Genomic DNA, 26,075 nt, shown 5'->3' with positions numbered 1-26,075 from the left:
TCGGAGGATTTTGTGGTTTAGTCCTGGTTCGGGTTGGGAACGATCTTCGGGTTGTTGGACCGGATATCGTTGTTGATGAACGAATAGTAATTGCCGAGCCGGAACCGGTTGGTGCCCGTTACCAGCGGTGATTTGATGATCCGGTACATCCATTTCCCGTGCGTAGGGCTGCCGGGATGATGGATTTTATAAGGCCAGAGCGAGTATGGCTGCGTATTATGCTTGGCCGGCGACCCGATGTTCGACAGCAGGTCGGCTTCGTTCATGGGCACCCCGTCCCACAACACATGGGCGTTGCGCCATCTTTTCTGGTCGAACACGATGTGCCCTTCGAAAGATAGCTCCGCGCGGCGCTCGTGCATGATGCGGCCGAGGTTGATGTCTCCCGCGCCGAGGGGAACGATGAGCCCTGCGCGCTCGCGCACCTGGTTCATGTAGCCCGCCGCCACGCCGGGCTGCCCCAGTTCAAAGGCGGCTTCGGCAGCGTTCAGCAACACTTCCGCATAACGGTACCGGATAAACGGCACCTCGCTCCCCGTTCCCCGCGAGCCCGATCCCACCGTGGGGTCGAGGTACTTGCGGAGATAGAAACCGGACTGCGCGGTGAACTCCTTGCCATGGATGGGCCCGTCGAACCCGACTACCTGCACCGGCTGCGTTTGCCCGGGAAGGGTTTTCTGGGAACCGCGGTCGTCTCCCGTGATCACGGAACCGTCTGCCAGCACGTAACCCGCCCAGATATCCACCTGGCGGCGCTTGAAGCTGGTACCCGGGAGCATCACGGTGCCGGCGAGGCGCGCATCGCGCCCGGCGAAAATCTCCGCCTGGGTGTTGTAGTAGATGGGGTTGCCCGCACCGTCCCTGATCGGCAGCGGCGCGAACGTGTTATCCAGTTTTTCGAAAGCCTGCACCAGGTTCAGGGACGGATTGATCCTTCCGCCCTCTTCCTCTTCCGCCCCGAAGCGCGGCTGGTTCACCTGCGTAAACCCGTGTACCTTGCCGCTTTTGAGCTTGAAATCTTCAATAAAAATGCTTTCGGGATTGCTCACCTTGTCGTAAAACAGCGCCGCAAAATTTTCGGAAAGGTCGGCGTTGCGCATGTACAGCCCGTAAGTTCCGGCGGTACCGGCGATGAGGAGTTGCGCGGCGGCGAGTGATTTCGTGTAATAGTCCTGCGCTTTCGCGGCGGGGATGCCCACTTCACCGCCCGGTAAAGACACCGAAGGCGTAAGCCCGCCGTATTTGGCGATAGACCCGGCGTACAGCGCCGCCCGGCACTCCATGGCCAGGGCCGCCCCGCGGCTGGCGCGCGATTTCACGTTCACATCGGCGGGCAGATCGTTGCGGATGGCCTGCATTTCGGCGATGACGAAGTCGTACATGGCCGCTTCGGTAGCACGCGCATGCCGGAGGTACGTGGGGTCGCCCTTGTAATCCCAGGTCATGGGCTCGAGGATCAGCGGTACCCCGCCCATCCGCTTCACCATTTCGAAATAGTAATAAGCGCGGAGGAAGCGCCCTTCGGCCGTGAAACGCTTTTTATCTTCGTCTTTCAGCCTGGTAGCCGCGTTCAGCCTTTGCAGGAAGAGGTTCAGTTCGCGGATGAGGGTATAGTCCCAGGTGCTCCAGAAACCGAAATCCCATTGGTTGCGCTCTACGATCGACTTCGGGCCGCCATTCTGGGAAGGGAAGCTTTCACTGAAATCCGACATCGATTCCCAGTTCTTCACGGTGGAGAAATCGGATTGCCGGTTGTAAAAATTCGCGAGCATCGACAGCACCAGCGCAGGATCGTTGAACGCCTGCTCGTTATTGAGAATATTCGTCGGGTCTACGGTGAGGAATTCGCTTTCGGGCTTGCATCCCCCCGCAAACATCGACGCCAGTAATATGATGGAAAGAATCTTTTTCATAACGGATGATTGAAGGATTAGAATGAAAGACTGCAGCCAACGTTAAACACCTTGCTCTGCGGATATTGCAACCCGTTCGTTTCCGTGATCTCCGGATCGGTGCTGTAGGCTTTCATGTTGTCGAGGATGAAGAGGTTGTACGCATTCACGTAGAAGCGCGCTTTCTGGATTTTGGCGCGGTTCACCAGCGGCGTGGGCAAAGTATACCCCAGTTCGATCGTCCTGGCGCGGAAATACGTGATGTTGTGGTTCCAGAAAGTGGACGCGCGGTTGTTGCTATGCCCCTGGTCGTTGTAGCGCAGCGCGGGATATTTGCCGGCCTGCCATGCGCTGTTGCGATCGTAAATATCTTCGCGGTGCCAGCGGTCGGTGAATATTTTGTTCAGGTTACCATCGTTGATGAAAGGCACTTTCATCTCCCATTCCTGAATCCAGGTGAAATGCGAAGCGCCGGAGAAATCGGCCGTGAAGTCGAACCCTTCATAACCCAGCCCGATCTGCAGGCCGAAGTTCATGTTGGGCTGCTGGCCGGAAGCCCAGCCCATGGGCCGGCGGTCGTTATCGGTGATGCGCCCGTCGCCGTCCACGTCCTTGTAAATGATATCCCCGGGCAGGAGGCTCCTGTTGCCCTTTCCGTCGATGTTGACGGGATAGTTGTCGATCTCTTCCTGCGTCCTGAACTGCCCTACTGCTTCCCATCCCCAGGTAAAGCCCTGCAAACGGCCTTCGCCGGAATTGAAGTAGCGGTCTACCGAGTTGAAGAACAGCGGATTGTAGGAAGAAATGAACTGGCCGCGGGAATAGGAGATATTTCCACCGATGCGGTACGACAATTTCCCCGACTTATCACTGTAGCTGAGCGAGAAATCCTGTCCGAAACGCTTGTCTTTATTGATGTTTTCATCGGGCAGCGCATATCCGAGCTCGGAAGGCAGCAAAATGTCCTGCTTACGGCCGCGGAGCCCGTTCCGTTTGCGAACGAAGTAATCGAAAGCGCCGTTCAACCGACCGCCGAGCATGCTGAAATCAAAGCCCACGTTGGTGATGGAGCTTTCCAGCCAGCTGATGTTCGTGATGGGAACGCCCCTGTCGCGCGAGCCGACAACGGCCACGCCGTCCAGTATCGCGATACCGTCGTTGTAATTGTAGCCTTCGTAATAGGCGAATTCCGCCAGGCCGAGCGCTTCGCCGTCGTCGCCCAGAATACCGTACGAACCGCGAACCTTGAAGTCCGACAGGATGCTCCCGTTGCCTAGGAGATTTTTCATAAACCCTTCTTCCGTGACGCGCCATGCGGCGGAAACGCTGGGAAAGTAACCCACGCGCTTGCCTGGTGCGAAAAGGAACGAGGCATCGCGGCGCATGAGGCCTTCGATGAAGTATTTGTTGCCGTATTCGTAGTTCAGGCGCCCGGCGATGCCGGTACGCGTCTGGCGGTTGTCCTGGTCGGTGTAGGTATCCGAAGTATTGAAATAGATAAGCGGCAGCTGGTTCGAGATGGGTACGGCGTGGATCCAGTTGCGGAGGCGCTGGTTGTTGATGCGCTCGCTCACCACCATGGCGTTGATCTTGTGGTCGCCGAACTTCCTTTCGTACCCGATCCGTATCTGCGAGCTCTGGTTGATCTGCTTTTCCTGGTTGCGTTCGCGCCAGGGGTTGGTGGAACCGCCCGTGCGGGTGTAGGTGTCGGTGGAAGGATTGTAGGTATACGTATCGTAAGTGTACTCGTGGTTGTTGAGGAGGTTATCCGCCAGGTAATACGAGTACAGCCCGCTGATCTTGAGGCCTTCCACGAAGGGCACGTCCCACTCCGCGTCGAGGTTCATCTGGAGCTGTCGCCATTCGTTCTTGAATTTGCCGGCGTAGCGTGTGTTGAGGTAGCCCCAGTTGGTTTCGTTATGCTTGATATCGTTCAGGTAAGCCGGGTTATCGTTGGCGAAGGGGCGTTCCATGGGCGTGTTCCGCAGGATCGCGAAGCGCGCCTGCCAGTAGTCGTCCCCGCCCGGAACCCCCGGATTGTCGCGGGTTTCCACGCGGCCGTTGATACTCGTTCCCACGCGCAGGCCGTTGGCCACTTTCGCGGAGATGTTACTTTGGATATTGGTACGGGTGAATTTGTATTCGCGGCCCAGCACGGAGTTCTGGAACGTCCGCGTAGCGGAAACATAATACGTCACGCGATCGGTACCGCCGGTGAAGTTGAGATTGTACTGGTTGAGCGGGGTGTTTTCTTTCACGATATAATCGCGCCAGTTGAAGCTTTTATAGCCGTAATCCGTGCCCAGCCGGTATTTTTCCAGTTCTTCGGGCGTGATGTTGGTGGTGATGGGATTGTCGCCGATATTGGGGAACCGGTTCATTTCGGCTTCGGCTTTCAGTTTCATGTACTCGTGGGAATTGTCGAGCACATCGATGAAGCGCGTCCAGCTCTGGAAGCCCCAGTTGGCGTCGAGGTTGATGGAACTGCGGCTGCCGGTGCGGCCCCTTTTCGTTTGCACCACCACTACCCCATTGGCCGCACGCACACCGTAAATGGCGGCAGACGCGTCTTTGAGGAAAGAAATGCTTTCGATGTCGTTAGGTGAAATGTTATTGAATTGTCCTTCGTCCTGCTGCACCCCGTCGATCACATAGAGCGGCCGGCCGAGGTTACGGATCTGGATGGATGCGGAAGCGCCGGGCCGCCCGTCGGGCATCCGGAACGATACGCCGGGCACTTTCCCCGCGAGCGTGGTGCTCACGGTGGCGCCGCCGCGCACATTGCCGATGTCTTGTGCGGACACGCTGGAGATGGCGTTGGTGAGGGATTTTTTCCGTGCCGCGCCATATCCTACCACCACTACGTCCGTCAACTCGGTAGCGGAACTGGGCAGGGCCACGTTCATGGCCGCTCCCGGCGTGGCGGCCAGTTCCCGGGTGCGGAAGCCTATCATGGTAAAAACAAGGATGGCATTGGGTTTCACCATGATGGTGAATTGCCCGTCCGCCCCGGAAAGCGTACCATTGCGGGTACCTTTTTCATACACGGTTACCTGTGGGAGCGGCGATCCGGCGCTGTCGCGCACGAAACCCGAAACCTTTTGCGGGCCTGTCTGCGCAAAGGTCCCTGCCAGCGGCAGGCAAAGCAACAGCAGTAGGAGTATCTTCGCGATACCCGCCGTCGCTGCTTTTTGTAGTGCAGTGTCGTTCATACGTGAAATGATTTTGGGTGATTAAAGGATGCTGTCTTCAATCCCCGGCTGGGCCGGTCTTTTCATACCTTGAATTCGACGAACCATTAGACGTGTGTTGTTCCTGCCTCCGCATACGCAATAGAAGCCCCGTCCGGCCGTGGGACCGGTTTTCGCGGGGAGCTGTCATATTACTGGCTGATATCAGTTTTTCTTCAACGCGGATCAAAGAAAGAAAAAACATTCGGCAAGCATTGGCCGATTCATTTCAATTTTTCGCCATTTCGTTTCAATCCCTCGCCATCCTCCCGGATATTTTTATATTTACGTAGCCTTACAATTCCACCACGTTGCAGCCGATCGTTCCCATACTGACTTTGCTATGTCTTTCCTTCGCTACCCCCGTAGCGGCGCAGCAATTCTATTTCAGGGATTACCAGGTGGAAGACGGCCTGTCCCACAACACCGTGTTCTGCGTGGTGCAGGACAAGCAGGGATTCATCTGGGCGGGCACCAAAGACGGGCTCAACCGGTTCGACGGGCGCGAGTTCCGCGTGTTCCGTGAAAAGGCGGGAGACAGCACGGCCATCGGCGACAATTTCATTTTCTCTTTATGTGTAGACGATAACGGCCAGTTATACGCCGGCGCCGGCAACGGCCTGTACCGCTACCTCGCGGCCACGGAAAACTTCGAACGGGTGCCGTCTCCCCCGGGCCAGGATGCGACTGCCCTACGGACAGACCGGCAGGGAAATCTCTGGTTCGTGAGCTGGGGGCGCCCATATCGATACGACCCCCATAAGAATAGCTGCACGCCCGTTACCGGGAGCGGCGTTCCATCTTCCGTCAGCAACATCCATATCGCCCAAAACGGTAAAGTATGGTTCGCCACACCGGGCGGAGACATCCGTTTGTTCGGCGATTCCCTGGGCCGGTGGGACGTCTGGCATCATTCCCCCAAACCCCACACCCGCCTCATCACACATCTGTATGCGTTGCCAGACGGGCGACTGCTGGCAGGCACGGCCAACCAGGGCCTCAAACTCCTCGATCCCGCGAAAAACACATATGAAGATATCATCACCCGGTCGGACGGCGACGTGGGCGTCTATGTGCGGTACATCGCCCATCATAGCGGAGATGATTACTGGATCGCCACGGAATCAGGGATTTACATCTTCAACGTAACTACCAAACATTGCGTCAATCTCCGCAAACAGTATAATAATCCGTATAGTCTCACCGACAACGCCATTTACTGCCTCCACAAAGACCGGGAAGGCGGCATGTGGGCGGGTAGCTATTTCGGGGGCATCAATTACTATCCCAAACAGTACACCTATTTCGAAAAATACTGGCCAGACAATACCGCGCATACCCTTAGCGGCAATGCCGTCCGTGAAATCTGCGAAGACATGTACGGGAATATCTGGGCGGGAACGGAAGACAACGGTGTGAACCGCGTGGATGTGAAAACCGGCCGCATCCGGCAGTACACGCCCCGCAACAACGGCAGCAAAGCCCTTTCCCACACCAATATCCACGGATTGTACGCAGACGGTAACCGCCTCTGGATCGGGACTTTAGACAACGGCGTGGATGTGATGGACATCCGGACCGGCAACACGGTCGCCCATTTCGCCGCCGGCCCCGAATCGTTTTCCAGCAACTTCATATTGTATTTCTACCGCACGCGCGACGGCAATATGCTCGTTGGCACCGGCCGCGAACTGGCGCGATATGATTCCGTGGCAGGGCGTTTCCGGAAAGTGGAAGAGGTGCCCATCGCCAGCCAGCGCAGCATCGCAGAATCGGCAGACGGAACGCTGTGGATGGCCACTTCAGACAACGGCGTGCAATGGTACCGCAAGCGGACCGGCGAGCATGGCCAATATCATCATGACCCGAAAGATTCGTTTTCACTGGCGGGAAATAACGTCAACACCATTTTGATCGACCGGTCGCAGCGGATTTGGGCGGGAACGGAAGGTCGGGGGATTTCGCGGCTGGACGGCAACGGCCGCTGGCGGCATTACACCATGGCCGAAGGGCTTCCCAGCGATTACATTTTCCGGTTGCTGGAAGATCGGCAAGGCAGGATATGGGCCACCACATCGCGGGGGCTCGTGCAGCTGGAGCCGGAATCCGGCACGGTGAAGATTTTTACCACGAGCCACGGCCTCCTCAACAACCAGTTCAATTACAATTCCGGTTACCAGGATAGAGACGGCAACATGTACATCGGTTCCGTGAAAGGCATGATCCGCTTCAATCCCGACAAATTCCTGCCCGACACTTCCGCCGCGCCGGTGTACATTACAGGGATGGACGTGCGCAATATGACCATGGGCCCCGAAGAAAAGCGGAACATCCACTACTCGAAGAAAATCACGCTGCCGTACGACAAGGCGAATTTCAACATCGCCTTCGCCGCGCTCAGCTTCACGGCGCCCGACCTTATTTCGTATGCGTACCGGATGGAGGGGTTGGACAACGACTGGATATGGCTGAAAAACAACCGTACCGTGTATTTCACCGACCTCAAACCTGGACATTATACCTTTTACGTGACCACAACGGACGCGAACGGGAAGCGGCGCCCCGGCGCCGCGATGCTCCAGATCGAGATCACGCCGCCGTTCTGGGCCACGTCGTGGGCATACCTGTTGTACGCCCTGGCGCTCGTTTCCACGGGTTATTACGCCATTGCGCGGTACCACCGGCAGCAAACATTAAAGCAGAAGCGGCGGATGGAAGCGTTGCAACTGAAAAAGGAAAAGGAACTGTACCAGGCGAAGGTGGACTTCCTCACCAACGTGGCCCACGAGATCAATACGCCGCTCACACTCATCAAAGGGCCGCTGGAAGAAATCATGGAGCACCCCGGCGCACTGGCCGAAAACAAGCACCACCTGGCCATTATGGAACGGAACACGAACCGGCTCGTCCAGCTCACGAACCAGCTGCTGGATTTCCGGCAGACCGAAGCTTCGGGGTTCCGGCTGGATTTCGAGCTGCTGGATGTACGGAAGATCCTGCAGGATACGTACGATAATTTCCGCCTTCCCGCACAGCAACGCAAACTCCAGTTCCATGTGACGTTACCGGAAAACGAACTGAAAGCCTGGGCCGACGAGGAAAGCGTCAACAAGATATTCAGCAACCTCTTCAGCAACGCCATCAAATACGGGCAAACCAAGGTGGAAGCCAGGCTGGAAACCGCCGGCGGACAGGTGCGCCTGACCGTGGCCAACGACGGCCCGCTCATCCCCGAAGACATGCGCGAGCGCATTTTCGCGCCTTTCGTGCGCCTGCGGGAAAACGAAAAACAGAAAGGCACCGGCATCGGGCTGAGCATCTGCCGGTCGCTGACGGCGCTGCACAAGGGAGAATTGAACGTTACCGCCGAAAGCGGCCTCAATATATTCATCTGGACCATCCCCGAAGGAGCGTCCGTCAACATGGTAAATTAACACCTATGCAACCTGTTATACTGCTGGCAGACGATAACGAAGAAATCCTGGATTTCGTGTCCTCCATCCTTCAACCCGAATACCAGGTCATCCGCACCGAAAACGGCCGCGACGCCGTGACGCTGCTGCACCAGGAAAACGTGGACCTCGTCATTTCCGACGTCATGATGCCGGTCATGGACGGCTTCGAGCTGTGTAAAACCATCAAGACGACGTTCGCCATCAGCCATATCCCCGTCATCCTCCTCACCGCGAAAAATACCCTCCGGTCCAAGATCGAAGGGCTGGAAACGGGGGCGGATGCGTATATCGAAAAACCCTTTTCCACGGCTTTCCTCAAGGTACAGATCGCCAACCTGCTCAGCAACCGCAATAAAATCCGCCAGTACTTCGCCAGTACGCCGCAGGCGCCCATCCAGGCGATGGCGCATACGAGCGAAGACGCGGCGTTCCTCCATTCCATCCACCAGTTCATTTTGCAGGAGCTGGAAAACACGGAGCTGGACGTAGAGCACCTCTCCCGCCACGTGAACATGAGCCGCGTGAGCCTCTACCGCAAGATCAAGGCGATTTCCGACCTCACGCCCCACGAGCTCATCAACGTTTCCCGCCTCAAGAAAGCCGCGGAGCTCCTCGCCTCCCGCAACCTCCGGATTTATGAAGTGGCCATGATGACGGGGTTCAAATCGCAAACCCATTTCGGCAAGAATTTCATCAAACAATTTGGCGTTTCCCCCAGCCAATACGTACAGCAACAACGCGGCATCGCAGCGGAATAATCATCCTTTATCAACTATTATTTATTGTTTTTCGATAAATTTATTTTGAATTTCGAAAAACACGCGCTACTTTTGTCCTAACAAAAAAGTATTCCCGATGCAAGGACAAAGAACTTTTACCGCTGTCAGGGCAGTTGTCAATGTCGTCTATTATGTGGTGGCGCTGCTGGCGTTGCTTGTCGTGATCTTAAAATCCATGGCGTTTATAATGGGCAGTTCCGAACTGACGGATACCACCCGGCAATTGACCGTCAATTTCGACGTAAAAGCGTTTCCTCCCAAAGACACGCTGCCTCCGCAGCTCATCTATGGGGAATTAAAAAACGCCGCGCTGGAGAAGAAACAGGATTTGTATACACTGCGCACTACCGCCCGTTCCCCGCTGGGCATTTACAGTTTCATCATTACGCTCCTCGGCGCCATAGCCGTGGTCACGGGCATGGGATGGCTGCGGAAGATTTTCGCGGACACTACGGCCACGGAGCCTTTCCGCGCCATCAACGCCAAACGCATCCGCAATATCGGGCTGCTGCTCATCGCGGCAGACGCGGCGCGGCTGATCGGGTATTTTATATTCAACAGGATGACGAACCCTTATTTCACACCGTATTTCCAACAGCTGGTGGAAGTGGGGAACAGTTTCTGGATGGGCCTGTTATTGCTGGCGCTGGCCGTTGTGTATAAACGCGGTGTGGAAATTTATCAGGAAAACCAGTTAACGATCTAAGTATGCCTATCATAGTCAATCTCGACGTCATGCTCGCCAAACGTAAAATGCAGCTGACGGAATTGTCGGACCGGATGGGCATTACCCTCTCCAATCTGTCCATTCTAAAAACCGGAAAGGCGAAAGCCATCCGGTTCTCTTCTTTGGAAATGATCTGCGACATCCTGGAATGCCAGCCGGGCGACATACTCGAGTACATCCCCGACCGGCCGGATAAAAAGGGTTAAGGCTGCGCCATGGCTTTGCGGAGCATATCCACGCTCTTGCGGACACCTGTTTCAGCAGCTTCCTTGCCTTCAAATTCGATGGAAATATAGCCTTTGTAATTCGCTTCGCGGAAGATGCGGACGATGCGGGGGTAATCGAGGTCGAGCGTGTACCATTCGCCGCCGCCATAATAGGTTTTGGCCTGTACGAAATCGGCGTAAGGCGCCACCATCTTCAGTTTATCGTACGGGTTCTCAAGGAAATTGCCAGTATCGAGGAGCAATCCCATCCACGGCGAATCGATGGCTTTACGGATACGCAACAGTCCTTCGGGAGACGATGTAAGGCCCCAATGGTTCTCGATCGCCAGCATCACGCCGCATTCGGCGGCTTTGTCGAGGCACTGGTGGATGCTATCGATGCACCATTTGAACGCATCGTCTTCGGTATATCCCGGAATGGCGGGCTCCACGCCGCGGGCGGCCATGAGATCGTCGAAAGATTTGATGGTGCCCCAGCGCCCGGAGTTCAGGCGGATGCAGGGCACGCCCATTTTATAGGCCAGCTCGATGCATTTGATGGTATGATCGATGTCTTTCCTGCGTTCCGCGGCGTCTGGCGACACAAAGTCCTGGTGAATGGACAGCGACACCAGGTCCACCCCGTTCCGGAAAGCATGGCGTTTCAGTTGCTGCAGGTAAGCATTATCTTCACTTTCCATTTGACGGTGAAGGATGTCTACCCCTTCCACATCGAGCGCGGCGGCTTCGTCGATCACTTTTTCGATGGGCACTTTCGGTGTTTTGAAATGCCAGTAAGAGTAGGTGGAAATCGCCAGTTTGAAGGGATTTACGGGAGCAGCGGGGCTCGTGGCGGCCGCTATGGCCGATCCTGCGGGGATGCCCAGCAATGCGGCGCTGCCCAGGCCGTTCCGCATGAATTCGCGACGGGAGATAGACATATTCACTGTTATTTAAAGGGTTCCCTTCAAAATACACAAAATCTTCCACGCCGCTTGCGGCATTTTTTTTGCTGACAGTATATTATGGACCACGCGAAGCCGGGCGCACGCTGCAGCTGGTGGTGGAACTGACGGACGTGTACACCAAACAAACCTACCCCACCTGGAACCGCCGCAAGCGCAAGGCCGCCGAAGCGAAGCGCATCGCCGGGAACAGCCCGGAAGCGCAAACGATCAAATACGCCGATATCCTCGACAACTGCATCGGGATCTCCGGCCACGACTCCGACTTCGCCCCCGTTTTCCTCCAGGAATGCAGGCAATTGCTCAACCTGATGGACAAAGGCAACGCCGAGCTCAAAAAGCGCGCGGAATCCGTCATCGCCGAAGAGCTGCACGCATTGTCCCAAAGGCGTTAATCCACAAAACTTTCCAGGAATGCCCGCGCGAAATCGGAGGCTTCCACCCTGTTCACCAGGTTCTTCCTGAAAGGAGCGCGCCTGGCCGGGAGGAATGTAGCGGGTTGTACGATGTGGTAAAACGGACGGGAAACATCCTGCGAATTGCCGAGAACGATGAAAGTGAGCTTGCGGCGGGGCACCATGAGGAACAGGGCCGAATACCCGTACCACCAACCGGTGTGCCACACTACTTTTTCCCCTTTGTATTTTGTTGTAAACCAGCCTTGCCCGTACTGGATGGACCTGCCTTTAGGGGTCACGAACGGCGTCCACATCGTATCCCACTGCGCCGGGGTGAGGAACTGCCGTTCGTCTATCGCCACGGCATATTTCGCGAGATCGGCCACGTTGCTCACCAAACCCGCCGCCGGGCCGAATCCGTAATGGAAGTTTTTCACCCTTTCCAGTTTGCGCTCCTTTTTGTTCCAGTCGTACGGAAGCGCCATCGTACCGGCGAAAGCCGTGCTATCGAACCCCGTCAGCCGGAAACTGGCCGGATCGTCGGGGCTCGGGGCTGTTTGTGACATGCCCAGGGGCCGTACGATCCTTTCCATGATCAGTTCCGCGAACGTTTGGCCGGACGCTTGCTCAATTGGCCGTCGCAACTGGTTGTACCAGCCGCCGTTGTAGATGAATTTCCGCCCGGGCCTGAAGCCGTTGAAATCATTGCCTGCTGCGGTATGGGTGAGCAAGTGCTTCAGTTTGATGCGGGGATCGCTGCCCCAGCGCGCGCCGAGCTGAATGCCATATTTATTGATGGGATCGTTGATAGACAGTTTGCCTTCATACACCAGCTGCATGAGGATCACCGCGCCGAAAGTCTTCGTCACGGACGCCACCTGGTAATTGGTGTGCTCGTCCGGCACAATGCCGTTACCGATATCGGCGAAGCCAAAGCCCTGGCTCCAGGCAAGCCGCCCATTGGCCACAATGCCTACGCTAAGGCCCGGGATGTGGTAGCGCTTTCTGTACTGTTCGATTTTTTGGCGGAAGGAGGTCAGGAATGCGGAATCTCCCAGGCGGGAAACCCGGTCGTTGGCAGACTGCTGCCCCGCCGCTGCGAGGGCGACGGTCAGCAGCAGTTGAATAGGAAGGATGGATCTGCGGAACATGTGGTCGATCTTTTTTTTGACGCAAACATCCGTATCCACCGCATGAATAACTACTCAAATCGCGATTTGATCGCTCAATTTGCGGGATTTGAGTTTAAATAGTATGCAGATCAGTTCTTTTCGGAAATTTCCTTCACCGCGGCCAGCGCCTTGGGCCACATGCCGGCGAACATTTCAGCGTATTCGCTTTTATCATCGATGTCCATTTCGATGAGCAGGCGCGTGCCGCCCTCAATGTCCTGGAGCCGGTAATTTTCATGCGCGCCGTTCCATTGCTGAACTTCGGGGCTCGTAGTGTCTTCCACACCGCCCATGATGGTCCCGAGGTGTTCGATAGACATGAATTCGTTGGGGATATTTTCCGCGATCCGGGACACCATGCCATCGCCGTTACCGTCGGTGAACAGGGCGCGGCTGCCTTTTTTCCAGTCGGTTTTCACCTGGGAGTCTTCGTTGAAGGCTTTGGTCCATTGCGGATAGGTTTCAACGCCGAACAGCGTTTCCCATACTTTTTCGCGGGGCGCCTGGATGTCGATCTGGTGTGTTTGCTTGTTCATGACTTTGGATTTTGTAAGGTGAATGGATGTGGAATCAACACAACAAAGATGCCTAACCTGTTGATATCCGTCGCGGTGTGCTTATGACAAAAAAGGGGGTATTTTCGCCACAAAGCCCATTTGTGCTTTTTTTAACATAAAAAGACCTACCTTTATGCGGATAGAAATTCACTGAATTCTTCTCTTATCACCGTTTCTCTTAGCGTTCTCTCTCTTCTTTTGACGGTTTTATCTCTTGAATTTGCTGCTTTTCACGAGTTACTTATTAAAACAGTAAGTTCAAAAATGCTTATTTTCTTATTTTTCGTGCTGCATTGGTATCTGTCGTTGTTTTCGCAGACGTTTTTTCAACACCGCTATGCCTCCCATCGCGCATTCCGCATGAATCGTTTCTGGGAAAAATTCTTCCATATATTTTCTTACCTGACCCAAGGTTCGTCCTATATGAGCCCCCGCGCCTACGCGATCATGCACCGGATGCATCATGCGTATACGGATACGGAAAAAGACCCGCACTCTCCGCAGTTTTCGCCAAACGTGTTTGCCATGATGTGGCGTACCCGCCGTGTGTACCTCGATATCGTCGGCGGATCGGCTGACGTGGAAGAGCGTTTCCTGAAGGGCCTTCCGGAATGGCCGGCGTTCGACCGCTGGGCCGGTAGCCCCTGGAGCCGCCTGATGTGGGTAGGGATTTACATTACCATTTTCGCGATATGGGCCACTTCGCCCTGGCTGTGGCTGTTGCTGCCCGTGGTAATTGCCATGGGAGCGGTGCACGGCGCCATCATCAACTGGTTCGCGCATAAATACGGCTATCATAATTTCAAGGTGAAGAATACATCCCGCAACCTTTTCAACCTTGATGTGTTCATGTTGGGGGAATCTTATCATAATAATCATCATAAGCGCCCTTCCGCTATCAACTTCGGTTTTCGCTGGCATGAGCTGGACCCGGTTTACCCGGTGATCCGCTTACTGGCATGGCTGAGGGTGATCCGGCTCAACCAGCCGCAGCTCGTGGAGGCGCATTAACTCTTATATTTCAAATCAAAAAAAGTTCACTATGAACCTGTATGTTTCCAATCTCATGTCTCACCTGCGGGACGAAGATCTTTTCAATATTTTCTCACCCTTCGGACGGGTGGAATCCTGTAAAGTGATCGTAGATCGCTATACCGGAGTTTCCCGCGGATTCGGATTCGTGGAAATGCCCGAGCGCCAGGAAGCCCTCGACGCCATCCGCGAACTGGAAGGCAAGGAAATCGAAGGCCGCCAGATCGCCATCTCCGAGGCCAAACCCCGCGTAGACCGCGACCGTGGCGACCGCAGATACTAACTGCCCGTCACGTATCCATAATAAAGCATCCCTCGCCACATGGTTTTACCGTGTAGTGAGGGATGTTTTTTTTGCGCTGACCTGTCGTCAGAGATTCCCTTTCTTCAGTTCCTCCACGGCATGGTTCGCCGCCCTGGCCGTGAGCGCCATGTATGTCAGCGAAGGGTTTTGGCAGGCGTTAGACGTCATGCACGCGCCGTCTGTCACGAATACGTTCGGCGCGGCGTGTACCTGGTTCCAGGCGTTGAGGACAGACGTTTTCGGATCGCGGCCCATACAGGCGGTCCCCATTTCGTGAATGGCCTGTCCCGGAAAGGAGTCGCGGTTGAAGGGCGTAACGTTTTTCAGTCCTGCCGCTTCCAGCATGGCTACGGCTTCTCCGTCCATATCTTTGCGCATTTTCTTTTCATTCTCCTTGAATTCAACGTCGAACTGTAGCACCGGCTGGCCCCAGGCGTCCTGCTTCGAGCGGTCGAGCGTAACGCGATTGTCGTAATAAGGAAGGCATTCGCCGAAGCTCATGAGCCCCATCTGCCAGGGCCCCGGCTCCGTCAGGTAATCCTTGAAAGCCGCGCCTACGCCCAATTCCGCTACGCCCCTCGCCCAGTTGCCCCGCGCGCTGTAGCCGGTATACTGGAACCCGCGGAGATAATCTCGCCTGTCGCCATTGAGGTTCACGAACCGCGGGATGAAGAACCCCGCAGGCCGGCGGCCGTAATAATATTTATCGGCGAACTCTTCGGAAACGCCGCTGGCGCCGGCGTGGAAGTGATGGTCCATCAGATAACGGCCCACGATGTCATGATCGTTGCCCACACCGTTCCCGAACCTCGACGACGTGGAGTTCAGCAATAAAAAGGTGCTCGCCATGGCCGAGGCGTTGAGGAACACGATCCTGGCGTAATACTCCGTCATTTCCTTCGTGTGTTTGTCGATCACACGAACGCCGGTGATCCTGTTCTCCTTATCGTCCCAGATGAGTGAATTCACGATGGAATCCGGCCGCAGCGTGAGGTTACCGGTTTTGGCGGCCGCGGGCAGCGTGGAGGAATTGCTGGAAAAATACGCGCCGAACGGGCATCCGCGATCACAAAGGTTGCGGTACTGGCAACTGCCGCGCTCACCGATGGGGCGGGTCAGGTTGGCGGTGCGGAACATGGTCATCTTCCTGCCGGGAAACGCCATTTCGATCCTTCCCTTCACGGCTTTCTCGAAACAGTTCATTTCCATGGGCGGCTGGAAAACGCCGTCGGGCACCTGCGGGAGGCCTTCGGCCTGGCCACTGATCCCGGCGAAAACTTCCACATGATCGTACCAGGGCGCGAGGTCTTTGTACCGGATCGGCCAATCGACGCCGATGCCTTCTTTGGCGTTGGCTTCGAAGTCCTGTTCCCCGAGCCGCAGGGAGCCGCGCCCCCACATAATGGAGCGCCCGCCCACGATGTCTGCCCGCGCCCAGTCGAAGCGTTTGGATTCCGTGTAAGGGCTTTCCGTATCTTTTATCCAGTATTTGTCGTTGAACCCGGAGTACACCCGTTCGCGGGTGAGGTAAGGATGGTCTTTGACCTGACCGGTCGTAAGCCGGCCGCGGTGCTCGATCTCCCAGGGGTCTTTCGTCGCGTTTTCATAATCCTTGACGTGCTCGAATTGTTTGCCGCGTTCCAGCACGAGGGTCTTCAATCCTTTTTCGCACAGTTCCTTCGCGGCCCATCCGCCGCTGATGCCGGATCCCACCACGATCGCGTCGTAGGTATTGGCTGCTTTTGCTTTCAGATTCAGGTGGATCATCGTCGTATAGTTAGGTTTCGTCTTCCTAAACAACTAAAAATCCCCCAAAAATCCGCACCAGCCATCACATTTTTGGTCATCCATGCACATACCGCCATGCGAAACGCGCATTGGGCGCAGCGTCTCCATTATCGTTCCTATATGCCTGGATGCGGCCCCAGCCGATAACGGGGCGGCCTTTACGAAGGGGCCCGTCCACCGCATCACTAACGGAAACAAGTATACGAACAGCTTACGGCTGCGGACCGGTTTTCACGGCGCCGGGGAGGAACGGCAGATAGGATGCGGAAGGATCGGCGCCGGTTGCGTGAACGATGAGGCCGGTGCAGAACATTTTCTGGTTGACTTCAAACGTGATCCCTTCGGGTGCCGTCAACACCCTGATGGTGTCCGGGCCGGCATGGCAGGCGGCCACGAAGGCCATGGCAACAATGGGGAGCAGGTTTTTCATAAAGAAAATTGCAGCAGGAATCCTGCCATCAACCCAACCGGCCGTTTCCCGCGATCGCCCGTCAATCCTCGTTCCGGCTTTCCGGATCACCTACCGGATTGGGAAGCCTCCCAGCTACCATAAAACCCCGTTTCAGCCATGTAATCCTTCATTTGGGGGTTTGGCGTTCTCCATCCACGGCCCTACCCGGTATCTTCGCAAGCGGAACCAAGCAATAACCCCTATGATCCGCTATGCAATCTGGGCATTAGCCCTTATGACACTTGCAGCCTGCAAGAAAAAGTCTTCGGCCGAAGCCCCCGGCCCGGGGACCCCGCCTCCGGCCGTTACTGGCAAACCTTTTACCACATCCAAAGGCGCCGTTGCCGGGAACCTCACCACCGCCGTGATCAACACCGCGGGCGGCAACCTCCATACACCCGGATTCGAGGTCGCCATAAGCGTGCCCGCCGGCGCCGTAACCGGGAACCAGACCTTCAGCATCCAGGCGGTGTCTAACACCCTCCGGCCCGACAAACCACTGACCGCCTTCCGGCTCCTGCCCGAAAGCGTCCATTTCCAGAAACCCGTGACCGTAACGCTCCGCTACGACAACTTCGACCTCACACGCGGCGCCGAGGAAATGCTCATGCTCGCCTGGCAAGACAATAACGGCACCTGGCACCCGCTGCCCACCACGCTCAACAAAATAAACCACACCGTTTCCGCACAGGTGACGCATTTCTGCGATATCGCGTTCTACGAACAGTTCGAGCTGTTTGCCGCCAAAACCCGCGTGAAAGCAGGCGAAGAACTTGCATTCCGCGTAGGCGTGCAGGAAATCAGCATCAACCAGGATTCCCTGCTGGCACCGTTGCAGCACCGCATCGACGATAACGGTTTCGGCCGCACCGTGACCAGCAATTATTCCATGCTGCACGACAAATACGCCGCCCGCGCCACCGGCTGGAAAGTATCCGGCGGGCCCGGCGAGATCACTGTGCAGAAAAACCCCTTCCAACTCGACGGCAACGCCGTTTACAAAGCCCCCGCCAACGTAAGCGCCATCACCGATGCCGAAGTGGAAGTGACCCTGGAAGGGCTCCTCGGACTGAAAGACCCCGCCGCGCCCAACGGCACCCGTAAACCGGAAAAGCTGGTGCTCCGCAAAAAATTCGAAGTGGAACCAACGGGCAACGCAACCTTCATGAAAATCGAAGTCGATTACGAAACGGTAGCTACCCATGCCCCGCAGGAACCCATGTACGCCGTGTGGGACGATGGCGAAGTGGCGGTTTTCGAGGCCGGCGCGCCCAACAGCGTGAACTGCAAAATCGTGCTCACCAAGCCCCTGGCAGGAAGCTGGCCTTGCGGCGCCGTGGAAGGCAATGCCACAGAAGCTTCCGTGGAACTGCATTTCGACGCCACCCGGTTTGCGCTGTCGCAATACTGCAAAACGATCGACGGCGTCAGCAGGCCGCAATATTCCACCGGTAAGCTGACGATCTCCAAAGCCGGCAATGCCGGAGAACCTATTGAAGGCATATTCGAAGGGAAAGTGTACAAATCTACCAGTTCCACCGAATGCGCCTTCCAGGTGTACCATCTGAAAGTGACGTTCCGCTTTTTGCGGTTTGCATGATGTGAATGGCATACGAAAAGACGGCGGCTCCCGGTAAGGGGGCCGTTTTTCGTTCCGGATGGTTTAACTTTAAAATAAATCGCGGCCGCCATGCAACAGAATAAATACGACGATCCTGCATTTTTCCTCGAATACAGCCAGATGCCCCGTTCCGTTCACGGGCTCAACGCCGCGGGCGAATGGAGCGTTTTCCGGCGGATGCTGCCTGCGCTGGAGGGGGCGCATGTGCTCGATCTCGGATGCGGGTTCGGATGGCATTGCCGGTACGTGCGGGAACAGGGCGCCGCCATGGTGACAGGGGTGGATATATCGGAGAAGATGCTGGAAAAAGCCCGTCAAACCACCAGCGACGCCGCCATTCAATATCTCCGGATGCCGATCGAAGACATCGGGTTTCCCCCAAATAGCTTCGAAGTGGTCTTCAGCTCGCTGGCGCTGCATTATGTGGAATCCTACACGGAAGTCTGCCGCAAGGTATTCAACTGCCTCAAGCCGGGCGGAGCGTTCGTCTTTTCCTGCGAACATCCCGTGTTTACTGCGCTGCCGCAGCAGGACTGGATTACGGACGACAGCGGGAACAGGCTCCACTGGCCTTTAGATGGCTACCAGGCCCAGGGCCTCCGCGAAACATCGTTCCTGGGCCACTCCGTCCTCAAATACCACCGTACCCTCGAAACGCTCCTCAACGGGCTGACGAACGCCGGCTTCCGGATACGGTCCATCGCCGAGCCGCAGCCCGCGGCCGACGTCATTGCCCAATACCCCGAAATGATCGACGAAACCCGCCGGCCGGTCTTCCTCCTCGTTTCCGCCGTAAAACCTGCCACACCGGCGTAATGACAAATTCGCGGATGCAGGTACGGATTCGTGCCGGAATCCTGGCCGCGCGCTGCAGGCGTACCGTATAGTCGCAGTAATCGCTTGGTACAGATACCGTACTGCAACCGTAGCACAACGGTACCATGTGCACAGATCTGTAAACCGGCCCGCGGTTCGTCAAATCACAGGTGCAGGTGGTCAATCGGCGGCCAGCGGGAACGCGATGATCCGGTAAGTTTGCTGCAAATCCTGCAACATGGCCACACACATCCGCCAAACCTACCTCGACTGGCTCCGCGTTTTCGCGATCGCCGGCGTGCTGTTGTACCACGCCGCCCGTCCGTTTATGGTCGACGATCCCTGGCATATCAATAACACCACGAGCAGCGAAGTGCTGACGGAATTCGCGTTCTGGCTGAGCCGCTTCCGGATGCACCTGCTTTTCTTTATTTCCGGCGCGGTTACCTGGTACATGATGCGGCGGCGTACGGCCGGGGGCTTTGTGGGGCTACGTTTCCGGCGGCTGTTCATCCCGCTCGCCGTGGGTATGTTCCTCATCGTTCCCCCGCAGGTGTATATGGAACGCGTGAACCAGGGCTTCAACGGGAATTTCCTGGATTTCTACGGACAGGTGCTCCGGTTCCAGTCATATCCCGAAGGCGATTTCAGCTGGCACCATCTCTGGTTCATCGCGTACCTTTTCCTGTACGACGTTCTCCTGGCGCCATTCTTCGCCTGGGCGGCCTCTCCGAGGGCCAAAGCCTTCACGGAAAAGTTGCGCTGGTTCGCGTCCGGGAAACGGGTTTACCTGCTCATGCTGCCTTCCGTGATATGGTTCTCCGCGATGGTCATGCAGTACCCCGGCACCAACGATCTCATCCACGATTACTGCTACTTCCCTTACTGGATGCTGTTCGTCATCGCAGGGTTCCTGTTCATGATGCAGCCTGCCCTGATGGACAGCCTCGAGCGCAACCGGCGCATCTCCCTTACTTTCGCGTTCGCGTTGCTGCTGGGCATCAATTATCTCCGCTGGAACGACATCGGGCTGGAAAGCTGGCTGCCGGATTGGGAAACGAACCCGGTTACCTATCTCTATATCGCCCGCTGGCCGCTGCTGTCGTGGTGCTGGGTGATGGCGCTCACCGGTTACGGCAAGCGTTACCTCTCGCGCTGGCGCGCCGTTCCGGATTATGTGAACCAGTCCGTCTACCCGTTTTACATCCTCCACCAGACCATTATCGTCATCATCGCGTTCTACGTGGTGAAAACGGATGACACCATCGGGATGAAGTACCTGTTCATCACCCTCGCTTCCTTGCTGGCATCGGTTTTCATCATCCACCTGTTTATCCGGCCGTTCGTGTGGGTACGGTCCCTGATGGGGATGAAAACCGGTACGGTAAAAGAAAAAGAGAAGGCGGCGGAGCCGGAAGTGGCGCCCCTGCCGCTGGTATCCTGAATTTTGGTTAACTTGAAAGATATGAACGGTAAACGCTGGCGCTGGTTGTTCCCGCCCCTGTACGGGCTTTGCATTTACGCGAGCATCCGGCTGGTGAACGACGTTATTTCCGACACCCGGTTCTGGGAGCGGCACTGGAGCATCAACGCCTGGGAACTGGGAGTTTGTTTCACCGTGAGCTACGTGTATTTCTTCGTACTCATGTGGCTGCTGCGCAAAAGGCTGGGCGCTCCCCGGCCCGCCTCGCGCGAATTGCTGGAGGCCGCGCTGTACGTCGAACTGATTTCGACCTGTTCGCTGATCCCGCTGGCGGCGCTCACAGACGACGGCTGCCAGTGGTACGACATCGTGAACCTCTACCTCATCCCGCTGCTGTACTGGCTGCTGTTTTACGCCTTTGCCCGGGGGAACGCCTGGGTACGGAAAAGCTACGAACAGCAACTGCTCATCGAGCAGATCAATAACGACCGGCTGCAAACGGAGCTCCGGTTCCTGAAAGCGCAATATCACCCGCATTTCCTGTTCAACGCGCTCAATACGGTGTATTTCCAGATGGACGACGACGTGCCCCAGGCCAAGCGGACCATCACCTCCCTGTCTGACCTGCTGCGATACCAATTGTACGACCGCCAGCAAACGGTGCCCGTCTACCGGGAGCTCCAGCACCTGGACGCCTACATCGGGTTGCAGCGCGAGCGGATGAACGCGCACCTGCGGCTGGAGGTCTCTTTCAGCGACCAACTCAACGATCAGCCCGTGTACCCGCTGCTGCTCCTGCCCCTCGTCGAAAACGCGTTCAAATATGCCGGCGGCGATTACTGGATAAAGATAGAAGCGTCGCTGGAAAACGGGCAACTCGTTTTCAAGGCCGCCAACGCCAAACCGCCCATCGCCACGGTGGTGAAAGACGGAGGCATCGGCCTGGAGAACCTCCGCAGAAGGCTCGCGCTGCTGTATCCCGGCCGCCATTCCCTCGACACCGACGACCGGCCCGAAGCCTATTCCGTGACATTAAAAATCCAGTTATGAAGATCCGCTGCGCGATCACCGACGATGAACCGCAGGCCCGCAAAGGCCTCAAAGGATATGTGGAACAGGTCCCGTTCCTGGAACTGGCCGGCGTTTGCGAAAACGCCATGGCCCTGAACGAGCTGCTGCGCACCACCCAGGTCGACCTCGTATTCCTCGACATCGAGATGCCCTACCTCAGCGGCATCGACTTGCTGAAAAGCCTCCAGCGGCCGCCGAAAGTCATATTCACGACGGCCTTCGAACAATACGCGCTAAAAGGCTTCGAATTGGAAGCGGTAGATTACCTCCTGAAACCCGTCACCTTCGAACGGTTCCTCAAAGCCGCGAACCGCGCACACGACCTCCTTTCCGCACAACCCGCCACACCTGTTGAAGACCATCTTTTCATCCGGACAGACGACAAGTTCGTCCGTATCCAGTGGGCGGACATTTTATATGTGGAAAGCATGGAAAACTACGTCCGCATCCATACCCTGCAAGGCTCATATATCACCCATGCCACATTGAAATCGGTGCTGGAGCATCTTCCAGATCCGCCTTTCCTCCAAACCCACAAATCCTACATCATCAATACCAGGAAAATCACTGGTATCGAAGGAAACGTAATCGCGTTGGGAAAGCTGCAGGTGCCATTGTCGAGGACGTTGCGGGATACGGTGCTGGAGCGGTTGCTGCGGGACAGGTTGTTGAAGAAATGATAAGTGGTAGACAGGAGGAAAAAGCGTATTTTGGCCACTTAAACGTTAACCAATAAAATACGCCCTGTATTTATGAAAAAAATCCTTTTCCTCCTTGCCGCGGTCGCCGCTCCTGTTTTGACGATGGCGCAACTCTCTAACAAACTGGACGCGACGGGTAATATCGGCATCGGTACAACTACCTCGCTGACACATCGTATCAACCTTTTCTCGACTGATCCGGCACAACCCAGTTTGTTCTTCTTGCAGCATAACGGGATCCCTAATTCGACCATGTACATAGGTACAGCCAGTAATAACCACTGGGTGCCTAATCACAATAATGCCAATTTACTGGAAAGCCATACCAATTTTCATATCAGTACTGCAGGGCTGAACAACAATATTTTCTTTGAAACCGGCCGCGGCGCGGGAGAAGCGGCCCCTGTACGGATGATCATCACCGGCAACGGCCGGATAGGGATCGGTACCTCCAATCCCGCCGCGCATATGCACATTTCAGCGCCATCCAATTCCCAACCCTTGATGATCACGACCAGCGATCATCATTACGATTCCGCGTACGTTAGATTCTTGAACGGTACCAGCACACCCGGCCAATTTCTACCCACGATCCGGGGAAGGGGATTAACAGGTAACCGCCCGCTGGGATTCATTGTTGGTGGCGAAATTGAAGACATCGTTTCCAGCGCAGAACCTCATGCGGCTGCTGTCATGGCACAGGGTGTATCAAAAGCGGGTACGGCATTGGTGTATGGCAACGTTTTCTCCGTCATCAACGCCACTACTCCGATGATGATCGTAAAAGCCAACGGCAACGTCGGCATCGGCACCACCAATCCCGGCACCAACAAACTCGCCGTGGAAGGCACCATTGCCGCCAGGAAAGTGAAAGTGACGCAATCTTCGCCCTGGCCGGATTTCGTGTTCAAACCCGAATATAAATTACCATCGCTCGAGGATGTGGTCGCGCATATCCGATCCAAAGGCCACCTGCCCGGGATCCCTACCGAAGCGGAAATCGCCAAAAACGGACAAGACCTCGGCGAAATGAACGCCAAACTCCTGCAGAAAGTCGAAGAGCTGACCCTTTACCTCATCGACATGACAGCGAACAACGAACGCCTCCAGCGCGAAAACGACGACATCCGCCGGCGCCTCGACAACCTGGAAAAGAAATAATTCATTAGCCATAACCCGGGAAAAAGGAGCGCCGCATACGCTCCTTTTTTGCGTTTACGGCAAAAAGCAATTACCTGGCAAGGGCTCGCGAAAACGGGGATAATCCGCGAAAAACAGTGTAAATTGACGCAAACCCTTATTCATGAGCGATTCCGTAGCTACAGACCGGGCCCGCATGCCCGAAGGTACCAATTCCGTCCTCGACCGCAGGACCGTCGAAACAGACAACCGCAACCTCCTGCCCCTGCTCCGGCCCGGACTCCGCGTGCTCGACGCCGGATGCGGAACGGGCGCCATCACCGCAGGGATCGCGGCGCGCGTAGCGCCAGGCGGCAGCGTTACAGGCATCGATACCGGCGAAACCCTCATCCGGCAAGCCCGACAACAATTCGCCGAAGTACCCGGACTGCATTTCGAAGTGGCCGACATACACGACTACACGCCCGCCGAAAAGTTCGGGCTCGTTTCCGCCGCGCGTGTTTTGCAATGGCTGCCCAACCCGCTCCAAACGCTCCGTTGCATGAAAGCCGTCCTTCAACCCGGCGGCATCGTTTCCATCCTCGATTACAACCACGAAAAAATATCCTGGGACCCCGCGCCGCCGCCATCCATGCGCCGGTTCTACGACGCGTTCCTCCAATGGCGGAAAGACGCGGGCTTCGATAACGGCATCGCCGACCGGCTGGTGCATCTTTTCCGCGAAGCCGGGTTCCTCCACATCACCATTCAACCCTTCCACGAAACCTCCTCCGCCGGCGATCCCAACTTCGAAGCCACCGCCGGCATCTGGACCAAAGTAGCCGCCACTCGCGGCACACAGCTCGTGAACGACGGATATATCACCGAAGAAGAGCGCCTGGCCGCGATCGCCGATTACAATGCGTGGCTCGCCGGACCGGGAAAATCCATGCAAATGTATTTACTGGCTGTAAGCGGGATGAATCCGGAATGATGAATTGCTGATGGGTTAAAACCCAAATTCATCGCCGTTCAAACGTTTCCGTAAAAACCGGCGCGCCATCGGGCCGGGAGAACGCTACGGAATCCACGGCACCGGTGCCGACGAAGCTGATGTTCAGGCCCACCAGTTCGCCCACGCTTTTGACATACGTATGCCGGAAGGCTTCCTTGCCGTTCACGAACACCTTCGCATGGCGGTTGTTTACTTCATACCGGAGCTTCACCCATTGGCTCACGTCGCAGCCCAGGCGTGAAAGATCGGCGTTGGTGGCCAGGAACGACGTGTCTCCTATCATGAGGAACATATCGCCTACGCAACCCGGCTTCGCCAGGGGAATGATGTGCGCGCTTTCCGTACCATGCAGCACGATCCTAATGCCGCCGCAGATCGCCGAGCCTTGCACGAATTCGTTGCGCAGCGTGGCTTCGAACGTAAAATCGTCGGCGCTGAGGCCTTTCATATCTTCGATATAGAACAGTTTGGTAACGGGCGGTTTGGGTTGAAGGGGGATGTTGCGGGCTTCCAGCTGCTGCGCGGTCAACCGCCAGGCGCCGTCATGGACCGTTTCGGCATTGGAATAATATACCGGCACGGGATGCTCCTGCTCCACGGCCGTAAGCCATCCGCCGGAACGGATGAGCAATTCCTGTTCCTTCACAATGTCTTTGCCCACGATGAGCTTCGCCTTGAAATGGCCGGGAAAATAGTAGATCGACGTATATACATTCCCGGTTGCCGGCACGGCCACACGGCGGCGCGGGTCCCACGACTGCTGGAAAAACACCGAATCGTCGCCGGCGGCGCGGGCATCGTAATGGAACACGACGGAATTGGGAATCCCATCCGCCAGCGGCTCCATGGAAAAAGTATAGATCCCCCTGGCCCGCACCGGTTGGCCTTTCAGCCAGCGGACGCCCATCCATATCCCCAACAGCACGAACAGGCAGCCGAGCCCGGCCCATAACAGCCGGTTGCTGCGCCGGGGCTCCGCCTCCTGCAACGGCGATTCCCTTTCCTGCACATCGCCATTCGAAAACTGCTGCTTCAGCTCCCGCCATCCGCCATGCCCGGCAAACCGCGCCAGGGTATTCAGCGTCGTGAGCGACGGCAGGCTGTCGTATTTCACTTTCCCCCATACCCGTTTGAGCGTGCTCACGCTGAGAAGCACGCCGGTTTCTTCCTGGATCCGGGCGGAAAGGGTCTCGAAATCCCCCCGCTGCCATTCGGAGCTGCAGCCCCAGCCCATCCGGGCTTCAATCTGCCGGCAACATTCCTGCAAAATCTCCTGGTTATTCACAATTGATAATCAATTAATTAAGTTCTTGAACCTGTTTTGAACGCGATTGGTCCGCGGCTGCTCGGGTT

The 26,075-nt window shown here is 56.3% G+C and carries 22 protein-coding genes; 14 read left to right on the top strand and 8 right to left on the bottom strand.

Annotated elements, in window-relative coordinates; genetic code table 11:
• Window positions 1–17 precede the first annotated feature (17 nt).
• The gene (locus tag EJ361_RS14330) at window positions 18–1,913 is read right to left on the bottom strand and encodes a RagB/SusD family nutrient uptake outer membrane protein (protein ID WP_126246317.1); all 1,896 of its coding nucleotides are present in this window, start codon (window positions 1,911–1,913) and stop codon (window positions 18–20) included.
• A 17-nt stretch (window positions 1,914–1,930) separates the two neighbouring features.
• The gene (locus tag EJ361_RS14325; RefSeq protein WP_126246316.1) at window positions 1,931–5,104 is read right to left on the bottom strand and encodes a SusC/RagA family TonB-linked outer membrane protein; all 3,174 of its coding nucleotides are present in this window, start codon (window positions 5,102–5,104) and stop codon (window positions 1,931–1,933) included.
• A 329-nt stretch (window positions 5,105–5,433) separates the two neighbouring features.
• Between EJ361_RS14325 and EJ361_RS14320 the strand changes: the two genes are divergently transcribed.
• From EJ361_RS14320 to EJ361_RS14305, 4 genes are all read left to right on the top strand, one after another.
• Complete coding sequence (locus tag EJ361_RS14320) at window positions 5,434–8,556, top strand: two-component regulator propeller domain-containing protein (RefSeq protein ID WP_126246315.1); 3,123 nt, start codon at window positions 5,434–5,436, stop codon at window positions 8,554–8,556.
• Window positions 8,557–8,561: 5 nt separating this feature from the next.
• Entirely contained in the window at window positions 8,562–9,335 is a 774-nt protein-coding gene (locus tag EJ361_RS14315) for a response regulator transcription factor (RefSeq protein ID WP_126246314.1), read from the top strand.
• A gap of 97 nt (window positions 9,336–9,432) precedes the next feature.
• The gene (locus EJ361_RS14310) at window positions 9,433–10,062 is read left to right on the top strand and encodes a DUF2975 domain-containing protein (RefSeq protein ID WP_126246313.1); all 630 of its coding nucleotides are present in this window, start codon (window positions 9,433–9,435) and stop codon (window positions 10,060–10,062) included.
• 2 nt (window positions 10,063–10,064) lie between these two features.
• Window positions 10,065–10,289, top strand: coding sequence for a helix-turn-helix domain-containing protein (locus EJ361_RS14305; protein WP_126246312.1), 225 nt, complete (start codon window positions 10,065–10,067; stop codon window positions 10,287–10,289).
• On the opposite strand, the gene EJ361_RS14300 is transcribed toward EJ361_RS14305, so the two are convergent.
• Window positions 10,286–11,230, bottom strand: a complete 945-nt coding sequence (locus EJ361_RS14300; protein WP_126246311.1) for a sugar phosphate isomerase/epimerase family protein — start codon at window positions 11,228–11,230, stop codon at window positions 10,286–10,288. The genes EJ361_RS14305 and EJ361_RS14300 overlap by 4 nt on opposite strands.
• Window positions 11,231–11,298: 68 nt before the next feature.
• Between EJ361_RS14300 and EJ361_RS14295 the strand changes: the two genes are divergently transcribed.
• Complete coding sequence (locus tag EJ361_RS14295; protein WP_126246310.1) at window positions 11,299–11,649, top strand: hypothetical protein; 351 nt, start codon at window positions 11,299–11,301, stop codon at window positions 11,647–11,649.
• On the opposite strand, the gene EJ361_RS14290 is transcribed toward EJ361_RS14295, so the two are convergent.
• Together EJ361_RS14290 and EJ361_RS14285 are read right to left on the bottom strand one after the other, a co-directional pair.
• Window positions 11,646–12,803 (bottom strand): serine hydrolase domain-containing protein, encoded by a 1,158-nt coding sequence (locus EJ361_RS14290; RefSeq protein WP_126246309.1) that lies wholly within the window; start codon window positions 12,801–12,803, stop codon window positions 11,646–11,648. The genes EJ361_RS14295 and EJ361_RS14290 overlap by 4 nt on opposite strands.
• Window positions 12,804–12,913: 110 nt before the next feature.
• The gene (locus EJ361_RS14285) at window positions 12,914–13,360 is read right to left on the bottom strand and encodes an SRPBCC family protein (protein WP_126246308.1); all 447 of its coding nucleotides are present in this window, start codon (window positions 13,358–13,360) and stop codon (window positions 12,914–12,916) included.
• Between the two features lie 285 nt (window positions 13,361–13,645).
• On the opposite strand from EJ361_RS14285, the gene EJ361_RS14280 reads away from it, so the two are divergent.
• Window positions 13,646–14,392: an acyl-CoA desaturase gene (locus EJ361_RS14280; protein ID WP_126246307.1), complete on the top strand. Its 747-nt coding sequence runs from the start codon at window positions 13,646–13,648 to the stop codon at window positions 14,390–14,392.
• A gap of 31 nt (window positions 14,393–14,423) precedes the next feature.
• Window positions 14,424–14,696: an RNA recognition motif domain-containing protein gene (locus tag EJ361_RS14275; protein WP_126246306.1), complete on the top strand. Its 273-nt coding sequence runs from the start codon at window positions 14,424–14,426 to the stop codon at window positions 14,694–14,696.
• Between the two features lie 87 nt (window positions 14,697–14,783).
• Here EJ361_RS14275 and EJ361_RS14270 read toward each other — a convergent pair whose 3' ends face one another.
• Together EJ361_RS14270 and EJ361_RS14265 are read right to left on the bottom strand one after the other, a co-directional pair.
• A complete protein-coding gene (locus EJ361_RS14270) occupies window positions 14,784–16,484 on the bottom strand; it encodes a GMC oxidoreductase (protein ID WP_126246305.1) in 1,701 nt (566 codons plus the stop codon).
• Between the two features lie 232 nt (window positions 16,485–16,716).
• Window positions 16,717–16,935: a hypothetical protein gene (locus EJ361_RS14265; protein ID WP_126246304.1), complete on the bottom strand. Its 219-nt coding sequence runs from the start codon at window positions 16,933–16,935 to the stop codon at window positions 16,717–16,719.
• A 256-nt stretch (window positions 16,936–17,191) separates the two neighbouring features.
• Here EJ361_RS14265 and EJ361_RS14260 point away from each other — a divergent pair, with 256 nt between their 5' ends.
• The 7 genes from EJ361_RS14260 to EJ361_RS14230 all read left to right on the top strand — a co-directional run bounded on the left by EJ361_RS14260 (window position 17,192) and on the right by EJ361_RS14230 (window position 24,701).
• Entirely contained in the window at window positions 17,192–18,556 is a 1,365-nt protein-coding gene (locus EJ361_RS14260; RefSeq protein WP_126246303.1) for a hypothetical protein, read from the top strand.
• Window positions 18,557–18,646: 90 nt separating this feature from the next.
• On the top strand, window positions 18,647–19,393 hold the full coding sequence (locus EJ361_RS14255) for a class I SAM-dependent methyltransferase (RefSeq protein WP_126246302.1): 747 nt from the start codon (window positions 18,647–18,649) through the stop codon (window positions 19,391–19,393).
• A 238-nt stretch (window positions 19,394–19,631) separates the two neighbouring features.
• A complete protein-coding gene (locus EJ361_RS14250; RefSeq protein ID WP_126246301.1) occupies window positions 19,632–20,837 on the top strand; it encodes an acyltransferase family protein in 1,206 nt (401 codons plus the stop codon).
• Window positions 20,838–20,858: 21 nt separating this feature from the next.
• The gene (locus tag EJ361_RS14245) at window positions 20,859–21,866 is read left to right on the top strand and encodes a sensor histidine kinase (protein ID WP_126246300.1); all 1,008 of its coding nucleotides are present in this window, start codon (window positions 20,859–20,861) and stop codon (window positions 21,864–21,866) included.
• A complete protein-coding gene (locus EJ361_RS14240; protein WP_126246299.1) occupies window positions 21,863–22,567 on the top strand; it encodes a LytR/AlgR family response regulator transcription factor in 705 nt (234 codons plus the stop codon). The genes EJ361_RS14245 and EJ361_RS14240 overlap by 4 nt, the downstream gene beginning before the upstream one ends.
• Window positions 22,568–22,639: 72 nt before the next feature.
• Window positions 22,640–23,749 (top strand): hypothetical protein, encoded by a 1,110-nt coding sequence (locus EJ361_RS14235; RefSeq protein WP_126246298.1) that lies wholly within the window; start codon window positions 22,640–22,642, stop codon window positions 23,747–23,749.
• A gap of 142 nt (window positions 23,750–23,891) precedes the next feature.
• Window positions 23,892–24,701, top strand: a complete 810-nt coding sequence (locus tag EJ361_RS14230) for a class I SAM-dependent methyltransferase (RefSeq protein ID WP_126246297.1) — start codon at window positions 23,892–23,894, stop codon at window positions 24,699–24,701.
• Window positions 24,702–24,729: 28 nt separating this feature from the next.
• Here the strand turns inward: EJ361_RS14230 and EJ361_RS14225 are convergent, their stop codons facing one another.
• Window positions 24,730–26,007 carry a hypothetical protein gene (locus EJ361_RS14225; RefSeq protein WP_126246296.1) on the bottom strand — a complete coding sequence of 426 codons (1,278 nt, stop codon included), beginning with the start codon at window positions 26,005–26,007 and terminating at the stop codon, window positions 24,730–24,732.
• Between the last annotated feature and the right edge of the window lie 68 nt (window positions 26,008–26,075).

Source organism: Chitinophaga rhizosphaerae (assembly GCF_003958645.1).
In the GTDB taxonomy this organism is placed as follows: Bacteria; Bacteroidota; Bacteroidia; order Chitinophagales; family Chitinophagaceae; genus Chitinophaga; species Chitinophaga rhizosphaerae.
This window is presented reverse-complemented; position numbering and strand designations above follow the sequence as displayed.

Bases quoted from the DNA above. Each gene is read 5' to 3' on its own strand.
- EJ361_RS14325 (WP_126246316.1), bottom strand. From the start codon at position 5,104: ATGAACGACACTGCACTACAAAAAGCAGCGACGGCGGGTATCGCGAAG.
- EJ361_RS14255 (WP_126246302.1), top strand. From the start codon at position 18,647: ATGCAACAGAATAAATACGACGATCCTGCATTTTTCCTCGAATACAGC.
- EJ361_RS14230 (WP_126246297.1), top strand. From the start codon at position 23,892: ATGAGCGATTCCGTAGCTACAGACCGGGCCCGCATGCCCGAAGGTACC.
- EJ361_RS14270 (WP_126246305.1), bottom strand. From the start codon at position 16,484: ATGATCCACCTGAATCTGAAAGCAAAAGCAGCCAATACCTACGACGCG.
- EJ361_RS14280 (WP_126246307.1), top strand. From the start codon at position 13,646: ATGCTTATTTTCTTATTTTTCGTGCTGCATTGGTATCTGTCGTTGTTT.
- EJ361_RS14275 (WP_126246306.1), top strand. From the start codon at position 14,424: ATGAACCTGTATGTTTCCAATCTCATGTCTCACCTGCGGGACGAAGAT.
- EJ361_RS14245 (WP_126246300.1), top strand. From the start codon at position 20,859: ATGAACGGTAAACGCTGGCGCTGGTTGTTCCCGCCCCTGTACGGGCTT.
- EJ361_RS14240 (WP_126246299.1), top strand. From the start codon at position 21,863: ATGAAGATCCGCTGCGCGATCACCGACGATGAACCGCAGGCCCGCAAA.
- EJ361_RS14285 (WP_126246308.1), bottom strand. From the start codon at position 13,360: ATGAACAAGCAAACACACCAGATCGACATCCAGGCGCCCCGCGAAAAA.
- EJ361_RS14260 (WP_126246303.1), top strand. From the start codon at position 17,192: ATGACACTTGCAGCCTGCAAGAAAAAGTCTTCGGCCGAAGCCCCCGGC.
- EJ361_RS14305 (WP_126246312.1), top strand. From the start codon at position 10,065: ATGCCTATCATAGTCAATCTCGACGTCATGCTCGCCAAACGTAAAATG.
- EJ361_RS14330 (WP_126246317.1), bottom strand. From the start codon at position 1,913: ATGAAAAAGATTCTTTCCATCATATTACTGGCGTCGATGTTTGCGGGG.
- EJ361_RS14290 (WP_126246309.1), bottom strand. From the start codon at position 12,803: ATGTTCCGCAGATCCATCCTTCCTATTCAACTGCTGCTGACCGTCGCC.
- EJ361_RS14310 (WP_126246313.1), top strand. From the start codon at position 9,433: ATGCAAGGACAAAGAACTTTTACCGCTGTCAGGGCAGTTGTCAATGTC.
- EJ361_RS14235 (WP_126246298.1), top strand. From the start codon at position 22,640: ATGAAAAAAATCCTTTTCCTCCTTGCCGCGGTCGCCGCTCCTGTTTTG.
- EJ361_RS14265 (WP_126246304.1), bottom strand. From the start codon at position 16,935: ATGAAAAACCTGCTCCCCATTGTTGCCATGGCCTTCGTGGCCGCCTGC.
- EJ361_RS14315 (WP_126246314.1), top strand. From the start codon at position 8,562: ATGCAACCTGTTATACTGCTGGCAGACGATAACGAAGAAATCCTGGAT.
- EJ361_RS14250 (WP_126246301.1), top strand. From the start codon at position 19,632: ATGGCCACACACATCCGCCAAACCTACCTCGACTGGCTCCGCGTTTTC.
- EJ361_RS14300 (WP_126246311.1), bottom strand. From the start codon at position 11,230: ATGTCTATCTCCCGTCGCGAATTCATGCGGAACGGCCTGGGCAGCGCC.